Below are 23,277 nucleotides of genomic sequence, written 5' to 3'. Positions count from 1 at the left end.
GGATGCGTAGGCCGACCATCCGTTAAATCGCGCTTGAAACTGCGCGATTTGCCCCCACATCGGGTACATACGGCAAGCGCCGATAACACTTTGACGTACCCCCAGGCCACATCACTCAACAGGTGCAATGCAGCGCACGTTGTGCCCCGGGCTGTGCGATCTCGATTAAGGATGGTGAACCGCCGATGGATTTCAAAGACTACTACAAGATTCTGGGTGTCGAGCCGACGGCTGACGACAAGGAAATCAAGGCCGCGTACCGCAAGCTCGCGCGCAAATACCACCCGGACGTGAGCAAGGAAAAAGACGCTGAAGCCAAGTTCAAGGACGCGTCCGAAGCCTACGAAGCGCTCAAGAGCGCCGACAAGCGCGCCGAGTACGACGAGCTGCGCAAATACGGCCAGCATGGCCAGCCGTTCCAGGGGCCACCGGGCTGGCAGAGCCGTGGCGGTTTTGGCGGCGGCGGCGGTGAGGACTTCTCGGACTTCTTCAGTTCGATCTTCGGCTCCCGTGGCGATGCCTTCGGTGGTGGCCAGCGCCGTCCTGCCGGGCGCAAGGGCCAGGACGTGGAGATGCAACTGACCGTGACCCTGGAGGAGACGCTGTCGGCAGAGTCCAAGCAGATCAGCTTCCAGGTGCCGCAGTACGACGCCTCGGGCCGTCACGTGACCAACACCACCAAGAGCCTGAACGTGAAGATCCCCGCCGGCGTGGCCGACGGTGAGCGCATCCGCCTCAAGGCACAGGGTGCCCCGGGAATCGGTGGCGGCGCCAATGGCGACCTGTACCTGATCATCAAGTTTGCCCCGCATTCGAAGTTTGAAGTCGAAGGCGAAAACCTGGTCATCAACCTGCCACTGGCTCCTTGGGAACTGGCGCTGGGCGCGGAAGTGGCTGTACCGACCCTGACCGGCAAGATCAACCTCAAGGTGCCGGCGGGTAGCCAGAACGGCCAGCGCATGCGTGCCAAGGGCCATGGCTTGCTGAACAAGGCCGGCGAGCGTGGGTTCCTGTACATCCAGCTCAAGGCTGTGATGCCCAAGCAGGCCGACGACGAGACCATCGCGTTGTGGCAGGAACTGGCGAAAAAAGCCGCGTTCAATCCGCGGGAACACTTCTGAAAATAACGGCCCCGCGCTGGCTATCCAGCGCGGCTGCCTTGATCGGAGCGACACCGCGGCCGAACGTCCTGTCGGCACCCGCCTGACGAGCTAACTACCTACCGCAGCGAAGGCTGCCGGGCATGGTCTGCTGATGCTTCCTTTGAAGCAGTGAGCAGTCACCCATGCCCATCGATACACCCAGCCTCGAGCCGCAAACCGCGGCCTACGAGGTGATCAAGCAAAAAGTGCCCACCTGGTTGACCCAGGCGTCGGCCGCCACCCGCGACGCCTTCAAGGGCGCGCCCACCCATGAAGTCGATTGGCTCGACGGCCTCGACGGCAGCGAACGTCGTCAGTTGCAGCACTACACCAGTGCCTGCGCGCACTCGCAAAATGCCCTTGACCAGGCCATGACCGACCTGCCCAGTGCCGAGGCGTTTGCCAAGCCGTTACTGGCCGCGGCACTCAAGGCGCAGTTCGCGATCGAGCCTGACCTGGACAACACCTACGTGGACTTGCGCAAGCCTGTGGAACTGGGCGCGTTTGGTCTCCGCGTCGGTAGTTTTTCGGTGTTGACCCTGAGCCTGCTGCAAGCGGCGTTGCACAATTTCGAAGAGAGCGAATGCGCCCCCGGTGCCTTTGCCTCTGCGTCACGGTTCAAAAGCGGGCCGGCTGAACATGACGCCAGTGCGGCCGTGGGGATCAGCATCGAAAGCTTCCTGGACCTGTGCCGGCGCCTGGACATCGGTGCGCAGTACCAGGCGCGGCTGACGGCGTTTTTCCACAACGCCAGCGGCCTGCGCGGCCTGGTGATCCAGGCCCAGAAAGACGCCCTTCAAGCGGCCGCCTACACCGCATTGCTCAAGCAGGACATCGGGCCGGAGGACTATGCGGTGATCGGTGCGGTGATCACGGGTGACCAGGAGATCCGCAGTCACGGCAAACCGGTCTGGTTCAACGACCTGAGCCTGATGGGCCTTCGTCTGTCGGGCTGTACCGCGTTCGTTGCCGTGGACAAACACCAGCACGCTGACGAGGTGCTGGTGTACATCCCTCACGACCCGCTGCACCCGCTGAAAAAATACGCCAGCCTTCAAGACCTGCAGGCGGAGCTGACCCGCCAATTGATGGAGGACGCCAAGGTGGGCGCGGGGCTGACGGCCTATCAAGGATTTCTCAAGAACACTATCGCCTACGCCGACCAGCCGACCTACCTGCGGCGCCTCACCGAGGACGCGTCCGATCAGCCCCGTGACCCCTACGGCACCGTGCGCACCGGGCAACACCTATTGCCGTTCGTCTCGCCAATCCTCTCGCTGCTCATCGGCCCAAAACAACTGCCCCCTGCGCCAACTGCACGTGAACCGATCAAGGATCCTAACTTTTACATCCAGGTCATCGCCAAGCGCGAGCTGTGGCAAGCCAACGTCGAGCTCTGGGGGGATAACTTCGACACGCTGCGCGACAAGCTGATCGCCGATGCCCGGGCCCATGCGGTGCCCACTGCGGATGTGGACGTGGCGGTGCGCGCCAGGAAGATCGCCGCCCTGGAGAGTGCCGGGCTGCTGGCGCTGAACCTGGTGTCGATGTTTGTGCCGGGGCTCGGGGAGGTGATGATGGCGGTGATGGCTGCGCAGCTGTTGTACGACGCCTTCGAAGGCGTGGTGGAGTGGCATGAGGGCGACCGCGAGGCGGCGTTGGGACACTTGACCGACGTGGCCGAAAACCTGGTGTTTATCGGTGTGATGGCGGCAGGGGGCCGGGAGGTGCGCAAAGCGTTAAACACTCCGGCGGTGATCGAGAAACTTGAGCCTGTGAGACTGCCCGACGGCCAGCAGAAACTGTGGAAGGCCGATCTTGCCCCCTACAAACTGCCGGTGCAGTTGGCGCCGGATGCCAAGCCGGACGTACTGGGCCTGTATGCCCATCAAGGGCAAAGCGTGTTGCCGCTGGAGGGCGACCACTTTGCCGTGGCCTACGACGCGCAAGCCGCTGAATATCGTATCCAGCACCCGACCCGTCCGCAGGCCTACGCGCCGCGCCTGGCGCATAACCATGAGGGTGCCTGGCAGCATGAGCTTGAACACCCGTTGACCTGGGATGCCCCGACGACCCAGCGCCGCCTGGGGCAGCCGGCGCAAGGCCTGAGCGCCGAGCGCCTGCGCCAGGCCTGTGAGGCCAGCGGCATCGAAGCCGATGCCTTGCGCGCCGGGCATCTGGATCAGGAGCCGGTGCCCCTGGCGCTGGCTGACACGTTGCAGCGTTTCAAGGCCGCGGACGAGGTGGCGGACTTTATTGCGCAACTGAGGTCGGAGAGTGCCTTGCTGTACGCCAAGGCCGACCCGATGCTGCAAATGGATCTGTTGCGCCGCCGGGGCATGCTGCCGGGCGGATCGTACGTGGTGCTCGAACGCGATGGCACTCAGCTCTGGAGTGATCCGGTACTGCCCGGCCAGCCTCGTCAGGCGATAGTGCTTGCCGAGGGGGCGCAAGCGCGTGGGGAGTTGTTGCAAGAGGTCCTGGGTTACTTTCAAGCGGATGATCCGGCGTTAAGCGAGTTTCCCGGCCAGGCGAGTGAGTCATTGCCCGAGCGCGCACGCCAACTGCGCCACTACCTCGGTGCGCAGGCCCAATCCTTTGAAAGCGCGCTGGTGGAGGAGCACTATAAGGCGCGCAATTTCAGCGCCAACCCCGATGCCATGCGGCTCCAGGGGCAGTTCCCCAGCCTGCCGAACGCGATGGCCGAGCACATGCTCAAACCCTCAATGACGACGCGTTGCAGCGTTTTCGCAGCGCTGGCGAGTTGCCGCACAACGTGCTGGAGCAGGCCCAATGGCAGGTCCAGGAGTTGCGCCTGACCCGCGCCTGGGAAGGGCTGTTCGTCGAATCGCTGGCCACCGCCGACACCCCGCGCCTGCAAGCCCTGGGTACCGATTCGCGCGCGAACCTGCGCACGGCGTTGCTCGAGCAGCCGCTGCGCAAGCCGGCCTACGACCCTTCGATGCGCTTGCTCGGCGGCGGACGTGGTGTACGGCAGCTGATGGACACGGCCGCCAACGCCCTGCGCTCACCGGCCGAACGCGTGCGCCGGCTGTTCCCGGACTATACCGCGGACCAGACCCAGACCTTGCTGCACTCACTGGGGGCCGAGGTGCGCAGCGGGTTGTCGCGCCTGGAGGACGAATACGCCACCCTGGAGCGTGACCTCAAGCACTGGGTGCGTGACAACGCCCCGCCGGTCAGCTTCACCGCCTTCGATCGCCAGGGCGGGTTCGTCAAGACGTTCGCCGATGCGATCAAGCGTTGCTGGCGTCGCCAGACCAGCACCCTCAGCATCGTCCCTGGCCATCCGCTCAACCTGCCTGCGCTCACGGCGGATTTCAGCCATGTCGAAGCGCTGGAGTTGGCCAACACGCCGTGGAACCGCGACGCCCAGACCTTCCTGAATAACTTCAGGCAGCTCAAGCGCCTGAGTATCCGCGAAGCAGCCCTCAGCGAACTGCCCGAAGGCCTGGAGCAGATGAATCAACTGACTCAGTTGCAGTTGCGCAAGAATCGGATTCGCTTGACGCCTCAGGCTGTGGAGCAACTGGGGCGCCTCAATCGGATGGAGTGGCTGGACCTGTCGCAGAACCCCCTCGGCCTAGCCCCGGATTTGAGCAACATGCCGCACTTGAGGTACGTGTTCCTCAGGAACACCGAACTGGAGCACTGGCCCACCGGGTTGCGGGATCAGAGTGGCCTGCGCGAACTCAACCTGGAGGACAACCACCTGCGTACGATCCCGCCCGAGCACCTGGAGCCGCCGGCCGAGTACGCTGAGCAAATGATCAAGATCAACCAGGTCACGTCGATCAGGGGCAATCATTTATCCGCCCAGGCGGAACAGGCGCTGGACGATTATTGGCGACGCTTGTCCCAGAGCCATCCCGAGCTGTTGCTCAACGGTCGCGGGGACAGTTTCTCGGTGGAATCTCCCTCAATCGCCCAAGTGCGGCAGATGAACCCTAATTACGATATTGGCCGATGCCGGCAGCACATCTGGAACCTGGGGGCAGACGTCGAGGTGCAGTTGTCTCGCCAGTTCCAGGAATACAGCGACCTCAAGGCGCAACTGGACAGTTGGGTGTTTTCCGGTGGTGGTGCGCGTCAGCGCTACGTTCGCATGAACCAGGTAATGGATAACCTTGCCCAACGTGACGACCGCGTCATGGCCCGTACCCGCATCCTGGCATGCTGGCGCCAGGAAACCCCGATGAAGTTTGCCGCCGACAGCACACCCATCGGTTTGGAAATGGACCTCAGTGACCTGACGTTGTCCAGCCTGCCGGACCTGGATGCGGACTTCAGCCATGTCGGTTCATTGCGGCTCACACGCATGCAGTTGAGCGCCTCCCCGGAAGGATTTCTCGGCGGCTTTCGTGGTTTGCGCTGGTTGGATATGTCGAACAATGCGTTACGTGAACTGCCGCCAGCAGTGGGTGAAATGCATGGCCTGACGCGGTTGTTCCTGGACAACAACTCAATTCGCCTGACCCCTGAAACCACGCGGATCCTGTCTGAGCGCACGACCCTCAGGGCACTGTGGATGGATAACAACCCCCTGGGCATGGCCCCGGACTTCAGCCGCATCCCCGACATCCGCTCGGTCCACCTCAGTGGCACCGACCTTCCCCACTGGCCTGTGGGGCTGGGCAGCCAGGCCTTGCTGGACGATATCAACCTGGCCAATAACCAATTGACCACGCTGCCGGTTGACCTCATCGACCCCTTAGAGGAGCAACTGCCTCACGCTGCACGCTTGTCCACGATCACCAACGTCAACAACAACCCCTTCACCGAAGCCACGTTGCAACAGGTGCGTGTCTATAACGCTCGGTTGCTGGAGGAGGAGCTTGTTCAGACAGGTCGGCCGCCGAGGCTCGTCGCTACCGCCCTGGGCCTGCGTTCTCCAGTGGTGGCCAGGCCATTGGGCGTGCCGTTCGAGCGCTGGACCCGAGGCCTGAACCCCGACCAGGTGGCCGCTCGGGCCCGGCAGTGGAGCCTCCTGCACGACGATCCATGCAGCCCGGGTTTTTTCCAGATGCTGGCCGACATGAACGCATCTGCCGACCCTGCTGACCTGCAACGGCGGGTGTGGGAGGTGATCGACAGCATCACCGAACCCAACACCGAGTCCGAAGCCTTGCGCGAGGAGATGTTCACTTGGGCGGGGCGCGCTGCGTGTTGTGACCGCGCCGCGCTGTCGTTCAGCAACCTGGAAATCATGCAGATGGTCTACCGTGCCAAGGCCGGGGCGACCGAGGCGACGCAGGGGCCTGCCCTGTTGCAGTTGGCCCGTGGCCTGTTCCGTCTGGATGAAGTGGAAAAGACCGCCTTGGAAGACATTGCCCAGCGCACGGCGGCCATCAACCATGACCCTGATCTGACACGGGTGCAGAAGCAGTCGAGGATCCAGCAACTTGAAGAAGTGGAGGTGCGCCTCGCCTATCGCTACGGGTTGAAGGGAGAGCAGCAGCTTGATTTGCCGGGCCAGCCGGATCAGGCGCGGTTCATTGCCATGGGCAAGGTCAGTCAGCCGGTGCTGGATGCCACGCGCGCGCGCATCCTGGGGTTGAATAACTCGCCTGAAGAGTTCCAGAGCTTATTGTCCAGGGACTTTTGGAAGGACTACGTGGCCCATAAGTACCGCCCGCAGTTCGAGGCGCAAAGCAAGCCGTATCACGAGCAACTGGCGGCGTTATTGGAGCAGGTGGAGGCCGGGCAACTGTCCCGGGACGCCTATGATACCCAGGCCCAGGCACTGCAGAGCCAACTGGGGATTGCCGAGGCTGGCTTGATTGAAACCCTGACCCGCACCGAACTCCAGGAGCACCCGTTGCCCGGTCCGCCTGAGAACCGGGCAGGCAATGAAGTACGCTAGAACAGGAAATACCGCTGGGCCATCGGCAGCACATCCGCCGGCTCGCACCACAGCAACACACCGTCGGCCTTGACCTGATAAGTCTGTGGGTCGACCTCGATGTCCGGCAGGTAGTCGTTGTGGATCAAGTCGGTTTTTTGCACCTCGCGGCAGCCCTTGACCACGGCGATCTGCTTCTTCAAGCCCAGGGCTTCGGGCACTCCGGCGTCCTGGGCGGCCTGGCTGATAAAGGTCAGGCTGGTGGCGTGCAGCGGGCTGCCGAAGCTGGCGAACATCGGGCGGTAGTGCACCGGTTGCGGCGTCGGGATCGAGCCGTTGATGTCACCCATCAGGCTTGAAGCAATCGCGCCACCCTTGAGAATCAGGGTCGGCTTGATGCCAAAAAACGCCGGGCGCCACAGCACCAGGTCGGCCCATTTGCCCACTTCAATGGAGCCCACGATGTGGCTCACGCCGTGGGTGATCGCCGGGTTGATGGTGTACTTGGCGATGTAGCGCTTGGCGCGGAAGTTGTCGTTGCCGGAGCCGTCGCCAGGCAGCGGGCCGCGCTGCTTTTTCATCTTGTCGGCGGTTTGCCAGGTGCGCGTGATCACCTCGCCAACGCGACCCATGGCCTGGCTGTCGGAGCTGATCATGGAGAACGCGCCGAGGTCATGCAGGATGTCTTCGGCGGCAATGGTTTCGCGGCGGATGCGGCTTTCAGCGAAGGCCACGTCTTCGGCAATGCTCGGGTCCAGGTGGTGGCAGACCATCAGCATGTCCAGGTGTTCGTCGATGGTGTTGCGGGTGAACGGGCGGGTTGGGTTGGTGGAACTGGGCAGCACGTTGGGAAAGCCACAGGCCTTGATGATGTCCGGCGCATGGCCGCCACCGGCACCTTCGGTGTGGTAGGTGTGGATGGTGCGGCCCTTGAGCGCGGCCAAGGTGGTTTCGACAAAGCCCGATTCGTTGAGGGTATCGCTGTGGATCGCCACCTGCACGTCGTACTCGTCGGCCACGCTCAGGCAGTTGTCGATGCTCGCAGGCGTGGTGCCCCAGTCTTCGTGCAGCTTCAGGCCGATGGCCCCGGCCTTGACCTGCTCGATCAACGGCTCCGGCAAACTGGCATTGCCCTTGCCGGTGAAACCGATGTTCATCGGGAACGAGTCGCTGGCCTGGAGCATGCGTGCCAAGTGCCACGGCCCGGAGGTGCAAGTGGTGGCGTTGGTGCCCGTGGCCGGGCCGGTGCCGCCGCCGATCATGGTGGTCACGCCGCTGGTCAGCGCTTCTTCGATTTGCTGCGGGCAGATGAAGTGCACGTGGGTGTCGATGCCGCCGGCGGTGAGGATCATGCCTTCGCCGGCAATCACTTCGGTGCTGGCGCCGATGGCCATGGTCACGCCGGGTTGCACATCCGGGTTGCCGGCCTTGCCGATGGCGTGGATGCGGCCGTTCTTGAGGCCGACGTCGGCTTTGACGATGCCCCAATGATCGATAATCAGCGCGTTGGTGATCAGGGTGTCGACTACCTCATGGGCGAGCAACTGGCTCTGGCCCTGGCCGTCGCGGATGACTTTGCCGCCGCCGAATTTCACTTCTTCGCCGTAGATCGTGAAGTCCTGTTCGACTTCGACGAACAGCTCGGTGTCGGCCAGGCGGACCTTGTCACCGACGGTGGGGCCGTACATGTCGGCGTAGGCTTGGCGGGTGATTTTCATGTGAGAGTGCCCTGAAAAGTTGTGTTGAATATGAAATCGTTATCGCAGGCAAGCCAGCTCCCACATTTGGAATGCGTTCCCATGTGGGCGCTGGCTTGCCTGCGATGGGGCCCTACAGGTCGCCCATGACTCGGCCGGCAAACCCAAATACTCGCCGGCCCCCGCTCAAATCGACCAACTCCACCTCCCGACTCTGCCCCGGCTCAAACCGCACCGCCGTCCCCGCCGGAATATTCAGGCGCATGCCCCGGCTGGCCGCACGGTCAAACGTCAGCGCGTCATTGGTCTCGAAAAAATGATAATGCGAACCCACCTGGATCGGTCGGTCGCCGCTGTTGGCCACGCTCAGAGTGAGGGTGCGGCGGCCCGCATTGAGTTCGATCTCACCGGGCTGGATCAGGTATTCACCAGGAATCATGAAGGTTGCCCCAAGGTCTTGAAGTAGATGGCGGTTGGGTGTGCACGCCCGTCCGGGCTTTGGCAGTAGTCGGGCAGCTCACCGATCTTGGTGTAGCGCAGCGACTGGTAGAAGGCTTCGGCCGGCGAGCCGGCTTCGGTGTCCAGGTACAGCAAGCCGCGCTGGTGCTGGCGCGCGGCGAGTTCCAGTGTGTTCATCAATTGCTGGCCCAGGCCGTGGCGACGTGCCTGGCTGTGTACCATCAGCTTTTGCACTTCGGCGCGGTTCAATCCGTTGGCTTTCTGGCAGAGCGCCAATTGCACGCTAGCGATCACTTGTTCATCGCGCACCACCACCCACAGCAGCAGGCTGGCGTCTTGCAGTTGGGTGTGCACGCCGGTGAAGTAATCGCGGGCCTGGGCCTCATCGATGTCGGCCATGAAACCCACCGAGGCGCCATGCTTTACCGCGTCCAGCAACAGCTCGATCAAGCCCAGGCGGTAGTGGGCAAAACTTTCAGCATTGACTCGACGCAGTTGTGCGGCGCTCATCGACGTCACTCCTTGGGCGGTTGTGCGCCCGGGTTCAAGGTCAGTTGCATGAAGGTCAGGTCCAGCCAGCGGCCGAACTTGATGCCCACCTGGGGCATTTGCCCGGTGGTGATAAAGCCCTGGCGTTCGTGCAGGCGGATCGAGGCCTGGTTGCCGCTTTCGATGGCGGCGACCATCACGTGTTTGCCACAGGCGCGGGCGCGTTCGATCAGCGCTTCCATCAGGCGCGGGCCGAGGCCCTTGCCGCGCTGGTCGTTGCGCACGTACACCGAGTGTTCGACGCTGTAGCGAAAACCCTCAAATGGGCGCCAGTCGCCAAACGACGCGTAGCCAGTCACTTCATCGTTTTCGATGGCGACCAGGATCGGGTAGGCCTGGGCCCGGCGCGCGTTAAACCACGCCTGGCGGTTGGCGAGGTCCACCGGTTGCTCGTTCCAGATCGCCGTGGTGTTGAGCACCGCGTCGTTGTAGATGTCGCGGATCTGCGCCAGGTCCTGCTCGGTTGCATCACGAATCATGCTCGCACCTCAGGCGATCGGCTGGTGGACGGTGACCAGCTTGGTGCCGTCGGGAAATGTGGCCTCCACCTGGATGTCCGGGATCATTTCCGGGATGCCCTCCATCACTTGCTCGCGGCTCAGCAGAGTGGTGCCGTAGTGCATCAGGTCGGCCACGGTACGGCCGTCGCGGGCGCCTTCCATCAAGGCGGCGGAAATGTAGGCGATGGTTTCCGGGTAGTTGAGCTTCACACCCCGCGCGAGGCGGCGTTCGGCGACGAGGCCGGCGGTGAAGATCAGCAGTTTGTCTTTTTCCCGTGGGGTCAGGTCCATGGTTCAAGGTCCTTCAAACAACATTCATAAAAACACTGGAGATCCACTGTGAAAGCCAGCTCCCACAGGAAGCAGGTTCCACATTTTGATCTTCATGTGCTCCAGATTCTCGGTGAAATCGCTTCTCGGCCGAGGACGGCCGGACGCAACAGGCGCCATAAATCAATCAACCAGGCCCGTGCATGCAGCGCTTCACTGGCCAGGCAACGGGCAACCAGCAAACCCGGCAATTGCGTCAAGTCACCGCGCACCCCATGGGGCAGGGCGCGGCATTGCTCAAGTAATTCAGGCTCGATCTCAGCGGTCAGCAACAACGTCGCGAACACCGGTTGGCCATCCAGGCCGATGGGCGAGTCGAGCAGACCGTCGGCGCCTACAATGCGCTGGCGCTCATGCCAGAGCAACTGGCCGTCGCGGCGGATATCCAGGTGCGATTGAACGTGGCCGAGGTCGAAACGCTCGCCACTGGCAGGGCGGCCGAGGGCGACCACGTCCCAGTAAAACAGCCGGGCGTCGCCTTGCAGCTCAATGCGCGTCGTGAGTTCGGCCTGGGCGGCGCTGAACACGATGGTTTCCTGGGGCAGCCACTCCAGGGTGGCACCGGCTTCCACGGTGAGGTCCAGTTGCTGATAGGCCGGGCTGTTGGCGCGGTACCATTTGGCCGCGCCAGGGCTGGTCAACTGCGCCCAGGCCCCCGCGCCGATGTGGGCGCTGATGTCCAGGCGGTCACCGCCGGCAATGCCGCCGGGCGGGTGCACGATGATGTGCTGGCACACCTCGGGGCCTTCGGCGTAGAGGTGCTTTTGCACCCGCAGCGGCCCAAGGTGGCGGCGCATCACCGGGCGCGTGGTGTCGCCGAAACGCGCATAACCGAGCTCCAGCTCGGCGTGCCAACTGGGGGTGAACAGGGCAGGGGTAACGGGCAGGTTCATGGTGTGTGCTTATCGTCAGGACGCTACAGATTAGATCGTTACGAGCCCGCGTACACCCTCGGCTTCCATATTTTCACCCAGGCCCTGCTGCACGATTTCACCACGGGACATCACCAGGTATTGGTCGGCCAATTCGGCGGCAAAGTCGTAGAACTGCTCCACCAGCAGGATCGCCATGTCGCCACGGGCCGCGAGCTTCTTGATCACCGCGCCGATCTCCTTGATTACCGACGGCTGGATGCCTTCGGTGGGTTCGTCGAGGATCAGCAGGCGCGGTCGGCTGGCCAAAGCGCGGCCGATCGCCAGTTGCTGTTGCTGGCCGCCCGACAGGTCGCCGCCACGGCGATGCTTCATCTGCAGCAGCACCGGGAACAGCTCGTAGATAAACGCCGGCACTTCCTTGGCCTCGGAGCCGGGGAACCGTGCCAGGCCCATCAGCAGGTTTTCTTCCACGGTCAGGCGCCCGAAAATCTCCCGGCCCTGGGGCACGTAGGCGATGCCGGCGTGCACACGCTGGTGCGGCTTGAAGCCGGTGATGGCCTTGCCTTCCCAGGTCACTGCGCCTTCCTTGGACGGCAGCAGGCCCATCAGGCATTTGAGCAAGGTGGTCTTGCCCACGCCGTTACGCCCGAGCAGGCAGGTGACTTCGCCGACCTTCACGTCAAAAGACAGCCCGCGCAGGATGTGGCTACCGCCGTAATACTGGTGCAGCTTGTCGACTTGCAGCATTTTCACATTCTCCTCGGTTCCCTGATTGGAACCGGATCAACTGTGGGAGCTGGCTTGCCTGCGATGGCGGTGTGTCAGTCAACATCGTTATCGCAGGCAAGTCAGCTCCCACATAAAGCAGTCCGTGTCCGGGTTAGCGGCCGAGGTAAACCTCGATCACCCGTTCGTTGTCCTGCACCTGTTCCAGCGAGCCTTCGGCCAGCACGCTGCCCTGGTGCAACACGGTGACGTGGTCGGCAATCGAGCCGACAAAGCCCATGTCGTGCTCCACCACCATCAACGAGTGCTTGCCCGCCAGGCGCTTGAACAGTTCGGCGGTGAACTCGGTTTCGGCGTCGGTCATGCCCGCCACTGGTTCGTCCAGCAGCAACAGCTGCGGGTCTTGCATCAGCAGCATGCCGATTTCCAGGAACTGCTTCTGGCCATGGGACAGCAACCCGGCCGGGCGCTGCGCCGAGGCGGTGAGGCGGATGGTGTCGAGCACTTCCTCGATACGGTCTTTCTGTTCGCCGCTCAAGCGTGCGCGCAGGCTGGCCCACACCGATTTATCGGTCTTCTGCGCCAGTTCCAGGTTCTCGAACACGCTCAGGGCTTCGAACACCGTGGGTTTCTGGAACTTGCGGCCGATGCCGGCCTGGGCGATCTGCACTTCGCTCAGGCGGGTCAGGTCAAGGTGTTCGCCAAACCAGGCCGTGCCATGGCTGGGGCGGGTCTTGCCGGTGATCACGTCCATCAGCGTGGTCTTGCCTGCGCCGTTGGGGCCGATGATGCAGCGCAACTCACCCACGCCGATGTACAGGTTCAAGTTGTTGAGCGCCTTGAAGCCGTCGAAGCTGACGCTGATGTCTTCCAGGCTCAGGATGGTGCCGTGCCGGGTGTTCAGGCCTGGGCCTGCCGCCTGGCCGATACCGATGGCATCGCGGCCGGTGCCGGCGTCGAGAATAGGTTCGAGCATCACGTTTCTCACTTCTTCAGCAGCCCGATCACGCCCTTGGGCAGGTACAGGGTGACGATGATGAACAGCGCCCCGAGGAAGAACAGCCAGTATTCCGGGAAGGCCACGGTGAACCAGCTCTTCATGCCATTGACCACGCCGGCGCCAAGCAGCGGGCCGATCAAGGTGCCGCGCCCGCCTAGGGCTACCCACACGGCGGCTTCGATGGAGTTGGTCGGCGACATTTCGCTGGGGTTGATGATGCCCACCTGCGGCACGTATAGCGCCCCGGCCAAGCCGCACAGCACCGCGCTCAATACCCACACGAACAGCTTGAAACCGCGTGGGTCGTAGCCGCAGAACATCAGGCGGTTTTCTGCGTCACGCAGGGCGGTCAGCACCCGACCGAACTTGCTGCGCGCCAGGCGCCAGCCGATGAACAGGCTCGCCACCAGCAGCAACACCGTGGCCACGAACAGCACTGCCCGCGTGCCCGGTTCAGTGATGCCAAAGCCGAGGATGCTGCGAAAGTTGGTGAAGCCGTTGTTGCCGCCAAAACCGGTCTCGTTGCGAAAGAACAGCAGCATCCCGGCAAAGGTCAGGGCCTGGGTCATGATGGAGAAATACACGCCCTTGATCCGCGAGCGGAAGGCGAAGAAGCCGAACACCAGCGCCAGCAGACCCGGCGCCAACACCACCAGGCACATCGCCCAGAGGAAGTGTTCGGTGCCCACCCAGTACCACGGCAGTTCGGTCCAGGAGAGGAAGGTCATGAACGCCGGCAGCTCATCGCCGGAGGCCTGGCGCATCAGGTACATGCCCATCGCATAGCCGCCAAGGGCGAAGAACAGGCCGTGGCCGAGGGACAGCATGCCGGCGTAGCCCCACACCAGGTCCAGGGCCAGGGCGACAATGGCGTAGCAGAGGATCTTGCCCACCAGGGTCAGGGTGTAGGCCGAGACATGCAGGGTATTTTCTGCGGGCAACAACGACAACAGCGGCAGGGCCAGCAGCACGGCGAGAATCATCACGCCCACCACAATCGTCACCTTGGGGCCGGCCTTTTGCGTGGCCGTGAGCATCAATGGCTGGTTCATCAGTCGATCACCCGTCCTTTCAGTGCGAAGAGTCCCTGCGGGCGTTTCTGGATAAACAGAATGATCAGCGCGAGGATCAGGATCTTGCCGAGCACGGCGCCGATCTGCGGTTCCAAAATCTTGTTGGCGATGCCCAGCCCGAAGGCGGCCATGACGCTACCCGCCAACTGGCCGACACCGCCAAGCACCACGACGAGAAACGAGTCAATGATGTAGCTCTGGCCCAGGTCCGGGCCGACGTTGCCGATCTGGCTCAGCGCCACGCCGCCCAAGCCCGCGATACCGGAACCCAGGCCGAACGCGAGCATGTCCACGCGGCCGGTGGGCACGCCGCAGCAGGCGGCCATGTTGCGGTTCTGGGTCACGGCCCGCACGTTCAGGCCCAGGCGCGTCTTGTTCAGCAGCAGCCAGGTCAGCACCACCACGCACAGTGCGAAGGCGATGATCACAATGCGGTTGTACGGCAGCACCAGGTTGGGCAGCACCTGGATGCCACCGGACAGCCATTCGGGGTTGGACACTTCGACGTTCTGCGCACCGAACACCAGGCGCACCAACTGGATCAGCATCAGGCTGATGCCCCAGGTGGCCAGCAGGGTTTCCAGCGGCCGGCCATACAGGTGGCGAATCACCGTGCGTTCCAACGCCATGCCGATGGCGGCCGTGACAAAAAACGCCACCGGCAGTGCGATCAGTGGGTAGAACTCGATGGCGGCAGGCACATAGCGCTGCATCAACAACTGCACCCCATAGGTGGAGTAGGCGCCGAGCATCAGCATCTCGCCATGGGCCATGTTGATCACGCCGAGCAGGCCGAAGGTGATCGCCAGGCCCAGGGCCGCCAGCAGCAGGATCGAACCCAGGGACATGCCGCTGAAGGCCTGGCCGAGGATTTCGCCGAACATCAGTTTGCGCTTGACCTGGGCCAGGCTGGTCTCGGCGGCGGTGTGCACGGCGGCGTTGGCTTCGACGCCAGGGGCGAGCAGCGCTTCAAGGCGCGTGCGCGCCAGCGGGTCGCCGGTGCTGCCGAGCAGACGCACGGCGGCGAGGCGCACCACGGGGTCAGGGTCGACCAGTTGCAGGTTGGCCAGGGCCAGGCTGAGGGCGGTGTGCACGTCCTCGTTTGTCTCGGCGGCGACCTGCTGGTCGAGGAATTTGAGCTGCGCGGGCTGTGCGCTTTTTTGCAGGGTTACTGCGGCGGCCAGGCGCACCTTGGGGTCGGCGGCGAGCAATTGCTGGCTGGCTTGTACGTTGTCGATCAGGCTGCGCAGTCGGTTGTTCAGGCGCACGGTTTTGGTTTCACCGTTGACCGTGAGTTGGCCTTGTTGCAGAGCGTCCACCAGCTCGATGCGCGCGGGATCCGGCTGGGCAGCCCAGTCCTGGAGCAGTTTGGCTTGTTGGCTGGGGTTGGCGGCGAGGAAGTCTTCGGCGTCGCTGGCGTGTGCTGCGAAGGGCAGCACAAGCAGGGCCGTGAGGATGAAGCGGTACAGGGCAGTGGGCATAACAAAGTGTCCTGATCATGCACGGTTCAAACTGTGGGAGCGGGCTTGCTCGCGAATGCGGTGTGTCAGTCAATGCATTTCTTGCTGATCCACCGCATTCGCGAGCAAGCCCGCTCCCACAGTTTTTGACCGAGTCGGGCTTTAGTTACTTTTCACCGCGTAATCCGGCTTCTTGTCATTGCCCGGGATGTACGGGCTCCACGGCTGGGCGCGGATTGGCTTGTCGGTCTGCCACACCACCGAGAACTGCCCGTCAGCCTGGATCTCGCCGATCATCACCGGCTTGTGCAGGTGGTGGTTGGTCTTGTCCATGGTCAGGGTGAAGCCGGACGGCGCGGCGAAGGTCTGGCCGGCCAGGGCTTCACGCACTTTGTCGACGTCGGTGGACTTGGCTTTCTCTGCCGCTTGCGCCCACATGTGGATGCCCACGTAGGTGGCTTCCATCGGGTCGTTGGTCACGGCCTTGTCTGCGCCCGGCAGGTTGTGGGCCTTGGCATAGGCCTTCCAGTCGGCGACGAATTTCTTGTTCACCGGATTCTCCACCGACTGGAAGTAGTTCCAGGCGGCAAGGTTGCCCACCAGCGGCTTGGTGTCGATGCCGCGCAGCTCTTCTTCACCCACCGAGAACGCCACCACCGGTACGTCGGTGGCCTTCAGTCCTTGGTTGGCCAACTCTTTGTAGAACGGCACGTTGGAGTCGCCGTTCACCGTGGAGATCACAGCGGTCTTGCCGCCAGCGGAGAACTTCTTGATGTTGGCGACAATGGTCTGGTAATCGGCGTGGCCGAACGGGGTGTAGACCTCTTCGATGTCCTTATCCGCTACGCCTTTGGAGTGCAGGAACGAACGCAGGATCTTGTTGGTGGTGCGCGGGTACACGTAGTCGGTACCCAGCAGGAAGAAGCGCTTGGCGCCGCCGCCTTCTTCGCTCATCAGGTATTCCACGGCGGGGATGGCTTGCTGGTTCGGCGCGGCACCGGTGTAGAACACGTTCGGCGACATCTCTTCGCCTTCGTACTGCACCGGGTAGAACAGCAGGCCGTTGAGTTCTTCAAACACCGGCAGCACGGACTTGCGCGACACCGAGGTCCAGCAACCGAACACCACGGCCACCTTGTCCTGGGTCAGCAACTGCCGGCCTTTCTCGGCGAACAGCGGCCAGTTGGACGCGGGGTCCACGACTACCGGTTCGAGCATCTTGCCGTTCACCCCGCCCTTGGCGTTGATCTCGTCGATGGTCATCAGCGCCATGTCTTTGAGCGACGTTTCGGAGATGGCCATGGTCCCGGACAACGAGTGCAGGATGCCGACCTTGATGGTCTCGGCGGCCTGCACGGTCCAGGTCATGCCCATGGCGGCAATGGATGCCGAAAGAGTGAAAGCCTTGATCAAGCTGCGACGCTTCATGGTGCGATCTCCGTGACCGATTTTTTCTTGGATGACTGTTAGAACAGGAGATAGCAAGGGCTGTGCCGAAGTTGAAAAAGCCTTGCTGGGGCGGATCACCACAGGAATTCACAGGTAATGTCACGCACCAATGTGGCGCCTGATGAGGGGGAGCGTGCACGCCGATGTGCCGTTGTGGTGCTTGCCAATATTATGTAGCGCACCTACGGGCTGTGATCGACCGAGGATGAAGGAAACCTCAGCCACCACCCTCACTGGAGCACATGATGAACGGGGACGACCTGTACTCATCCGATACGCCCGCGCCTTCGCTGGAAGAAAAGCTTGCCCTCGAAGGCCCTTTTATCAGTGCCGATGACGCGGCTTTCTGGGCACACAAGCGCATCGACAAACACGATGTCGAATACGGCGGCGCAATTCTGCAAAAGGGTGGTCGCTTTTATGCCTCATCGCCAATCATGGGTGAAGTAGGCGGCTTCGCCCCTAGCGATGTGATAGACATTGGCGATGACGGCAAGCTGATTCTGCCTCCCGGTTATAGCTGTCACGCGTTCTATCACTCCCATCCGGCCAATGACGAAAAATTTAGGAACACTCGCCTCACCGAAGATCAGCGTGTCATCGTGCGTGGCATGTTCTCGTTCTACGATATCGAAATAATCATCCAGTTTCGTCAACTCGCCGCAGCGCATTATCTGTGCGGGCCAGACGGATCGCTGATCAAATACGTGACCAGTGGCACGAAGAACGAGCGCGAATTTCTGCAGCGTATCTCACCTGATCAGCGCAGCACGCTCGATGTGTTTGACGACTACATCCCACTGATGGCCGAGGCGGGTGAACTCTGGGTGATCGTGGCCAACCGCGCCTGGGGGGACGCGCGTGGGCGCGTCGACAAAAGCTGGAAGCAGGGCACGGTATTGAGCTCCGGCGCGATGCAACCGTTGTTCAGAAAAGTCTTGCCCGAGCAGGGGTTCCAGCACCTGTTGCCAGCGAACGCGGCAGTGGTGTTCGGCTACCAGTTAAAGGCGGTTGGCAAAAAAGACGAGTATCTCGTTCCCACCCAAGGCTGGGAGCGCGGCGTACTCACTCCACCGGCCCAACTATTCCCGCAACGCGCGGACGGTGGTGTTCGGCTTGCGTCGAATTTTCGTATCAACGCGATCTATTGCCGCCCCCCACCCCCCGAAACCTGGCAGCATCCGTATTTTTTTACGCCTACGTTGTTGGCCGCTGCTGCTGAACAACTACGCGTGGCCCCCGAGCTATACGACCGAGATCAACGCCTGAGCCTGGTGATGCGCAGCGATGATGGCGCGTTGCTGGCTTATCGTTTTTCAGCTACGGACGGCGAAGCGGGTTTGTTGGGAACGGGGGGCGCCCGCGTTGAAGCACAATTGAAAGCACGCACAATGACGCCGCGCCAATTCGTCGAGCGCCTGGCAGCCATTGGCGAGTTGGATATCGTACAGGCGGGCACCGAGTGGCGTGAAATCGGGCGGTTCCAACCGGAAGAACCGCCTTTCGAGCAGTTGATGAAAACCATGAGCCCGGCGTTCATCACGGCCGATGACGCCGCCCGCTATCTGCACGAACGCATTTCCAGCCGCGACGAGGATCAACTCGGTCTTGTTCTGGAACGTGATGATGGGCGATTTGTCTCCACTGCGCCTCTGCGTGAGTCGGCGTTGAGTACGCAGTTGGGACTAGCGTATGACGGGGCGATTTCGACCAACCTAGTCTTGCCGTCAGGCTATCGTGTGGTTGGTTTTTTCGTCGCCCTGGCAAATCAGATCGAGCAGGTGAAGCGCAAGTTGCCTCTGCGCACGAATGTCCAGGGTGAACTGTCCCTGGATGACGAAGCGCTCCTGTACACCGCCGTCCCTAATTATGCGTATACCGTGAGTATCACCGCTGCGCACCAAACGATTGCTGCGCTTTATTACGCCAGCCCGTTCAATTCGCTGATCAAATATGTTCGCAGCGGCTCTGAGGCCGAGCGCAATTTCAGCGCTTTTCTGAAGGAAGGCTTACGCCTGTTTGCGATCAAGCCTCAACTGGATGGTTTCGACGGTACTTGCGTCGAAATGGTCAGGAAGCTGGTGCGGTTGGGCGAATTCCATGTGCTCGAGTCGAGCTCGGTGTGGGGCAACTCTCTCGGCAGAGTTCCGGGTGTGTGGGCACCGTATCAATCCTTTGTGGCCGCCGGCGCCATTGCTCCTGCGTATAGCTGGGTGTTTGCTGACGCGCAAGCTGCAGCGCAATACGGCCAGGACCAGCAGTCAACGAGTGGCAACCCGCTCGCATTTATTATCAAGTCCCAACAGGCCGAGGCCTATGTGGTCACTCGGCCAGCGGCGCTGCGCCCTGGCCTGCCGGTCTTTTCCACGCAGCAGGTCATGGATGAACTTCCGGCTGGCTATGATCTGTACGGCGTTTGCTTTTCACCGCGCCCACCGCTGGGCTTGAAGATCGTGCAGCATTGGCTGTTAGAGAGTTTCATTTCATCGGGCGACCTCGCCGCCGCGATTGCGCGGTCTCGTCTGGTGAATAGCCCGTTGCGGGTGCTCTACCTCAATACCCGAGACGGCGCCCGGCTCAAATACACGTTCTCTGGCACTCCTCAAGAAAACCAACTCTATGGCATAGCCCCGACGGGCACTGTCACTGACAACGGCCAACTCGCGGCATTGATTGCAGGCCAACTCACCCCCCAACAGTTCGTATTGAAAGTGGCGGCGGCTGGTGAGTTATTTGTGCTGCGCACCGGTACGATGTGGGACGTCGAAGGTGTGGTGCGGGCGTTATGGCGACCGCATGCGCGTTATCCATCACCGGTGTTGAGCCCGCCCTTCCTCAGCGCCGACGATGCTGCACGTTTCGCCCATGACCAGGTCGGCAACCAGCGTGACGTAGAGTTCTGTGGGGTCATCCTGCAGACGGCCGATCAACGATATGTCGCCACGCTGCCTTGGCCTTGCCGTGCCGGCGGCAGGTTCGCCGCTGACTCGCTGTTGCCTGTCGATCACAGTGGCACCCTCATCGTGCCGACCTCCTACACACTGCATGGGCAATATGCGTCCTGCAAAGCGGCAGCGTTGTTGGAGCGGTCGCGCATGAGCCGCTACGGATGGTCGCGCGATCAAGCGTATGTCGACTGGCAACTGTTCACCGACGCGGATTTGCGCAGTCTGATCGGCAACCGCCACAAGGTCTCGGTGGCTTACCTGTCGTGCGCCGAAAACGCCTTGATCGCCTATGACTTGAGCGGTTCAGAAGCCGAGTTGGCGCTGCTCAAGTCACTTGAGCCGGGCACCCAGGGTAGCGTGATGGAGCAGCGGCGCGGGCGTGGTGAGGTCCCGCCTGAAGCGATGGTTCGGACGTTGGCGACCACAGGGTTGCGTATCGTGCTGGGCAGCCCTTTGTGGGGCACTGCCGGTGTGGTGACAGAGCACTGGCGTGCCTTTCCTGCCATCCAGGACCACCAGGCTCCTGAGCAGGTCGGGTACGGGGCTGTATTCAGCAGCGCGGACGAGGCCGCCCGGCATGCGCACTCTCGTGTTTCCCGTGGTTATGGTTCGGCGCAAACCTGCTTTGCGTTCGTGCTCAAGCATGCGCAGAAAGATGAATACCTAGTGTCCGAGACTGTCCCGGGTGAGCAGGGAATCCCCCTGTTCAGCTTGGCGAGCCTGTTCGTGAACGATGACGCGGGAGCCTATGTGTACCCGTCCGGATTCGGGTTGCACGGTTTGTTTTATGCGCGGCGCTGGATGCCGGAATTATTGCCAAGTGATCAGCAATGGCTGGCTAGGCATTTTCTCTCCTCCGCCGATTTGTACAGTGGGTTTGAGGCTGCCAGGCGCTGGCGGTCAGCAGGCAGCCTGATTACGTTACCGGTGTATATCTCGACCCTGGATAACGCGTTGCTCAAGTACCAGAGCCCGGTATCGACCCGGCTGTTCGACGCGGTGAAACAAGCGTCCGGCAATTTTGAAGATGTGCATACGTTGTTGGCCAGCGGCCAATTGACCGCCCAGGGTTTCGTCACCCAGGTGTGTACCCAGAGCTGGCTGACGGTGATCATCGGCAATGACTGCTGGGATGAAACCGGAAAACTCAGCGTGGACTGGCTGCCCTATGCGGATTTCAATCGTCGAGCGCTCAGCCCGGCGTTTTTCAGCCAGGCTGACGCTGTCCGCTACGCGCAGGCGCGGTTGGGCGTCCAGCGTGAAGACGTATTTGGAGGGCTGATTCTGAGGCGTGTGGACGGCCTATTCGTGGCGACTGAGCCGATGCTTGTGCCTTCGGAAAACTTCGACCCCCAGTGGATTCTGCCATCCGACGACGTGTTGCAGGACCGGCTGGCGCCCAGTATGAAACTGGTAGCGCGCTATCGTTCACGGTGCGACACGCTGCCTGCGTTCCTGCTTGATACTGAAGAATTGGCCGTGTACCGCAGCATGTTTTCCACCGAGGTATTGGCCAAGGCATTTGCTAGCACTCATCTGTGGAGCCATGAATACCTGCTCGGGCTCGACGGCTCGTTGATTGGTTTCAGTTGCAGTGACATCGGCACAGACGTGCTGAGCCCGCAGCAGAAAGCTCGTATTGCCCTTGATCGTCAGACGCTGCAACAGAACCTGGTGCCCTCTGGCCAAACGCCCCACGACCCGCACAGCAACCTGGCAGAGCAGCAACTGCGCGACGGCAGCACAACCCCAACCGAGTATGTTAATCAGGTACTTAAAGCAGCGTCGATGCAGGTGATCCAGGGCAGTGACGTTTGGGGCAGCGCGCAAGCGTTATCCTTGGGGTGGCGCATTGCTCACGGCTACGTCGAGCCTGAGGAGAACAATTATGCGTTGGCTGATCGCGCCTGCGGACCGGTGTTCAGCCATATTGACGACGTGGCCCGTCATATTCATGGGCAGGCCGGTGATCGCAGCGCGTTGACCTTCGGCTTTATCCTCAAGGCCGCTAACGGACACTGGATGGCAACCCTGCCGGTCAAGGGTGAAGACCTGCAATTTCCCAAGGCCCGTGTATGGCTGCGCGGACAGTTACCGCTTGGGTGCAGCGTGCAAGGGCTCTATGTCTGTGCGCCAGCGCGTCAACCGGATGAGCTGGGTGCGTCGCCGATCTATCGCAGCTTCGTCAATCCGACACTGTTGCTTGCCGCATTGACTGCCGTGCGCCAAGTAGCGGAGGGCGTCGATACATTCCTGCCGCTGTACCTGTCGTGCGCCGACAGCGCCTTGCTCAAATACAGTGCTTCGGGCTTGATTGTCGACTGGACGACTTACACCGGTTTGCAGGCTTATGTGAAAAAGCTCAACGGACCCTATAACGCTGCTGACTATATCCGCGACGTTGCTCGCCATGGAACGCTTGAGGTATTGGTCACTGGGGAGATATGGGCAACACAAGGGCGGGTATCGCAACGCTGGACGGCGTACGACGCCCGTGTCTACACCCCGCGCGAAGATGAACGAATTGCCTTGGGACCGCTGTTTTCCCATGCCGACGATGCGGCCCGCTACCTATGGCGCGGCGTAAGTCCAACGCCGGGTAAGGCTTGGATGGCCGCCCTGATCGAAAGCAGTACTGCCAGCACGTTTCTGGTGACTGATCCCGTGGATGACAGTGGGCCGACTGTGGAAGTGGGGGCGCGTATGTCCACATCGGCGTTCAATCGTCTTCTGAGGGGCGTCGTAAACCAGCGAGAGCCGAAGGTGTCGCCCAAATATCCTGCAGGCTACCGACTGATGGGGATACAGCAGTTGTACAAGGTGGACGACACCCTCGAGCAACTTGCGGACAGGCATGAGGAGGCGCTCGCCAGTAACTTCATGGCGCGAAAGGAAATACGGTTTTTTGTTGAGATGTTCAAGACCGATAACGTGAAGGGTGCTCGTTATTACTTCACGCCACGTAATGGGGCGCTGTTGATGTACTTACCCAGCTATCTGGAGGCTGAAGGCAAGCTGCTGCGTGAAGACTGGCCGTACCACCTTGCCGACAAGCCCAGCCACGCGATTACCACGCTGGCTAACTCCGGCAAGCTGTACATCCTTGAGCCAGATGGGTTCTGGCAGCCTCGCGGGCAAGTGGGGGTCAGGTTGTTGATGGAGTTGCGCAAGACCGCTCAAGCGTAGGTGGCATCTGTCTACGGCCC

Annotated in this window: 15 protein-coding genes; 4 read left to right on the top strand and 11 right to left on the bottom strand. The window is 61.8% G+C overall.

The genetic code is table 11. The features are described 5' to 3' along the window. Nucleotides 1-185: 185 nt before the first annotated feature. The 3 genes from ACVWVP_RS06785 to ACVWVP_RS06775 all read left to right on the top strand — a co-directional run bounded on the left by ACVWVP_RS06785 (nucleotide 186) and on the right by ACVWVP_RS06775 (nucleotide 7,026). On the top strand, nucleotides 186-1,121 hold the full coding sequence (locus ACVWVP_RS06785; protein WP_178918414.1) for a DnaJ C-terminal domain-containing protein: 936 nt from the start codon (nucleotides 186-188) through the stop codon (nucleotides 1,119-1,121). A gap of 164 nt (nucleotides 1,122-1,285) precedes the next feature. Next, complete coding sequence (locus ACVWVP_RS06780) at nucleotides 1,286-3,961, top strand: dermonecrotic toxin domain-containing protein (RefSeq protein ID WP_457404906.1); 2,676 nt, start codon at nucleotides 1,286-1,288, stop codon at nucleotides 3,959-3,961. Then, nucleotides 3,880-7,026, top strand: coding sequence for an NEL-type E3 ubiquitin ligase domain-containing protein (locus ACVWVP_RS06775; RefSeq protein ID WP_457404904.1), 3,147 nt, complete (start codon nucleotides 3,880-3,882; stop codon nucleotides 7,024-7,026). Before ACVWVP_RS06780 ends, ACVWVP_RS06775 begins: the two co-directional genes overlap by 82 nt. Here ACVWVP_RS06775 and ureC read toward each other — a convergent pair. The 11 genes from ureC to urtA form a co-directional block, all read right to left on the bottom strand. After that, nucleotides 7,023-8,723: an urease subunit alpha gene (gene ureC, locus ACVWVP_RS06770; RefSeq protein WP_457404902.1), complete on the bottom strand. Its 1,701-nt coding sequence runs from the start codon at nucleotides 8,721-8,723 to the stop codon at nucleotides 7,023-7,025. The genes ACVWVP_RS06775 and ureC overlap by 4 nt on opposite strands. Before the next feature lie 112 nt (nucleotides 8,724-8,835). Then, nucleotides 8,836-9,141, bottom strand: coding sequence for an urease subunit beta (locus tag ACVWVP_RS06765; RefSeq protein ID WP_178918416.1), 306 nt, complete (start codon nucleotides 9,139-9,141; stop codon nucleotides 8,836-8,838). After that, nucleotides 9,138-9,671: a GNAT family N-acetyltransferase gene (locus ACVWVP_RS06760; protein ID WP_178918417.1), complete on the bottom strand. Its 534-nt coding sequence runs from the start codon at nucleotides 9,669-9,671 to the stop codon at nucleotides 9,138-9,140. The genes ACVWVP_RS06765 and ACVWVP_RS06760 overlap by 4 nt, the downstream gene beginning before the upstream one ends. Before the next feature lie 5 nt (nucleotides 9,672-9,676). After that, nucleotides 9,677-10,189 (bottom strand): N-acetyltransferase family protein, encoded by a 513-nt coding sequence (locus tag ACVWVP_RS06755; protein ID WP_457404899.1) that lies wholly within the window; start codon nucleotides 10,187-10,189, stop codon nucleotides 9,677-9,679. 9 nt (nucleotides 10,190-10,198) lie between these two features. Then, nucleotides 10,199-10,501 carry an urease subunit gamma gene (gene ureA, locus ACVWVP_RS06750; protein ID WP_003171437.1) on the bottom strand — a complete coding sequence of 101 codons (303 nt, stop codon included), beginning with the start codon at nucleotides 10,499-10,501 and terminating at the stop codon, nucleotides 10,199-10,201. A gap of 92 nt (nucleotides 10,502-10,593) precedes the next feature. After that, the gene (locus ACVWVP_RS06745) at nucleotides 10,594-11,433 is read right to left on the bottom strand and encodes an urease accessory protein UreD (protein ID WP_457404896.1); all 840 of its coding nucleotides are present in this window, start codon (nucleotides 11,431-11,433) and stop codon (nucleotides 10,594-10,596) included. Nucleotides 11,434-11,463: 30 nt separating this feature from the next. Beyond that, a complete protein-coding gene (gene urtE / locus ACVWVP_RS06740) occupies nucleotides 11,464-12,162 on the bottom strand; it encodes an urea ABC transporter ATP-binding subunit UrtE (RefSeq protein WP_176997078.1) in 699 nt (232 codons plus the stop codon). Nucleotides 12,163-12,295: 133 nt separating this feature from the next. Next, nucleotides 12,296-13,117: an urea ABC transporter ATP-binding protein UrtD gene (gene urtD / locus ACVWVP_RS06735; protein ID WP_178918420.1), complete on the bottom strand. Its 822-nt coding sequence runs from the start codon at nucleotides 13,115-13,117 to the stop codon at nucleotides 12,296-12,298. 8 nt (nucleotides 13,118-13,125) lie between these two features. Further along, nucleotides 13,126-14,193 carry an urea ABC transporter permease subunit UrtC gene (urtC, locus tag ACVWVP_RS06730; RefSeq protein WP_457404892.1) on the bottom strand — a complete coding sequence of 356 codons (1,068 nt, stop codon included), beginning with the start codon at nucleotides 14,191-14,193 and terminating at the stop codon, nucleotides 13,126-13,128. Next, nucleotides 14,193-15,695: an urea ABC transporter permease subunit UrtB gene (gene urtB, locus ACVWVP_RS06725; RefSeq protein WP_457404890.1), complete on the bottom strand. Its 1,503-nt coding sequence runs from the start codon at nucleotides 15,693-15,695 to the stop codon at nucleotides 14,193-14,195. The genes urtC and urtB overlap by 1 nt, the downstream gene beginning before the upstream one ends. A gap of 141 nt (nucleotides 15,696-15,836) precedes the next feature. Continuing rightward, nucleotides 15,837-17,102 carry an urea ABC transporter substrate-binding protein gene (urtA, locus tag ACVWVP_RS06720; protein WP_176997074.1) on the bottom strand — a complete coding sequence of 422 codons (1,266 nt, stop codon included), beginning with the start codon at nucleotides 17,100-17,102 and terminating at the stop codon, nucleotides 15,837-15,839. A gap of 266 nt (nucleotides 17,103-17,368) precedes the next feature. Between urtA and ACVWVP_RS06715 the strand changes: the two genes are divergently transcribed. Next, entirely contained in the window at nucleotides 17,369-23,257 is a 5,889-nt protein-coding gene (locus ACVWVP_RS06715; RefSeq protein ID WP_457404887.1) for a DUF4329 domain-containing protein, read from the top strand. The last annotated feature ends 20 nt before the right edge of the window (nucleotides 23,258-23,277 follow it).

It is taken from the genome of Pseudomonas sp. TE24901, assembly GCF_054058375.1.
The sequence above is the reverse complement of the archived record's forward strand: the minus strand, read 5'-3'. Positions and strand labels throughout refer to the sequence as shown.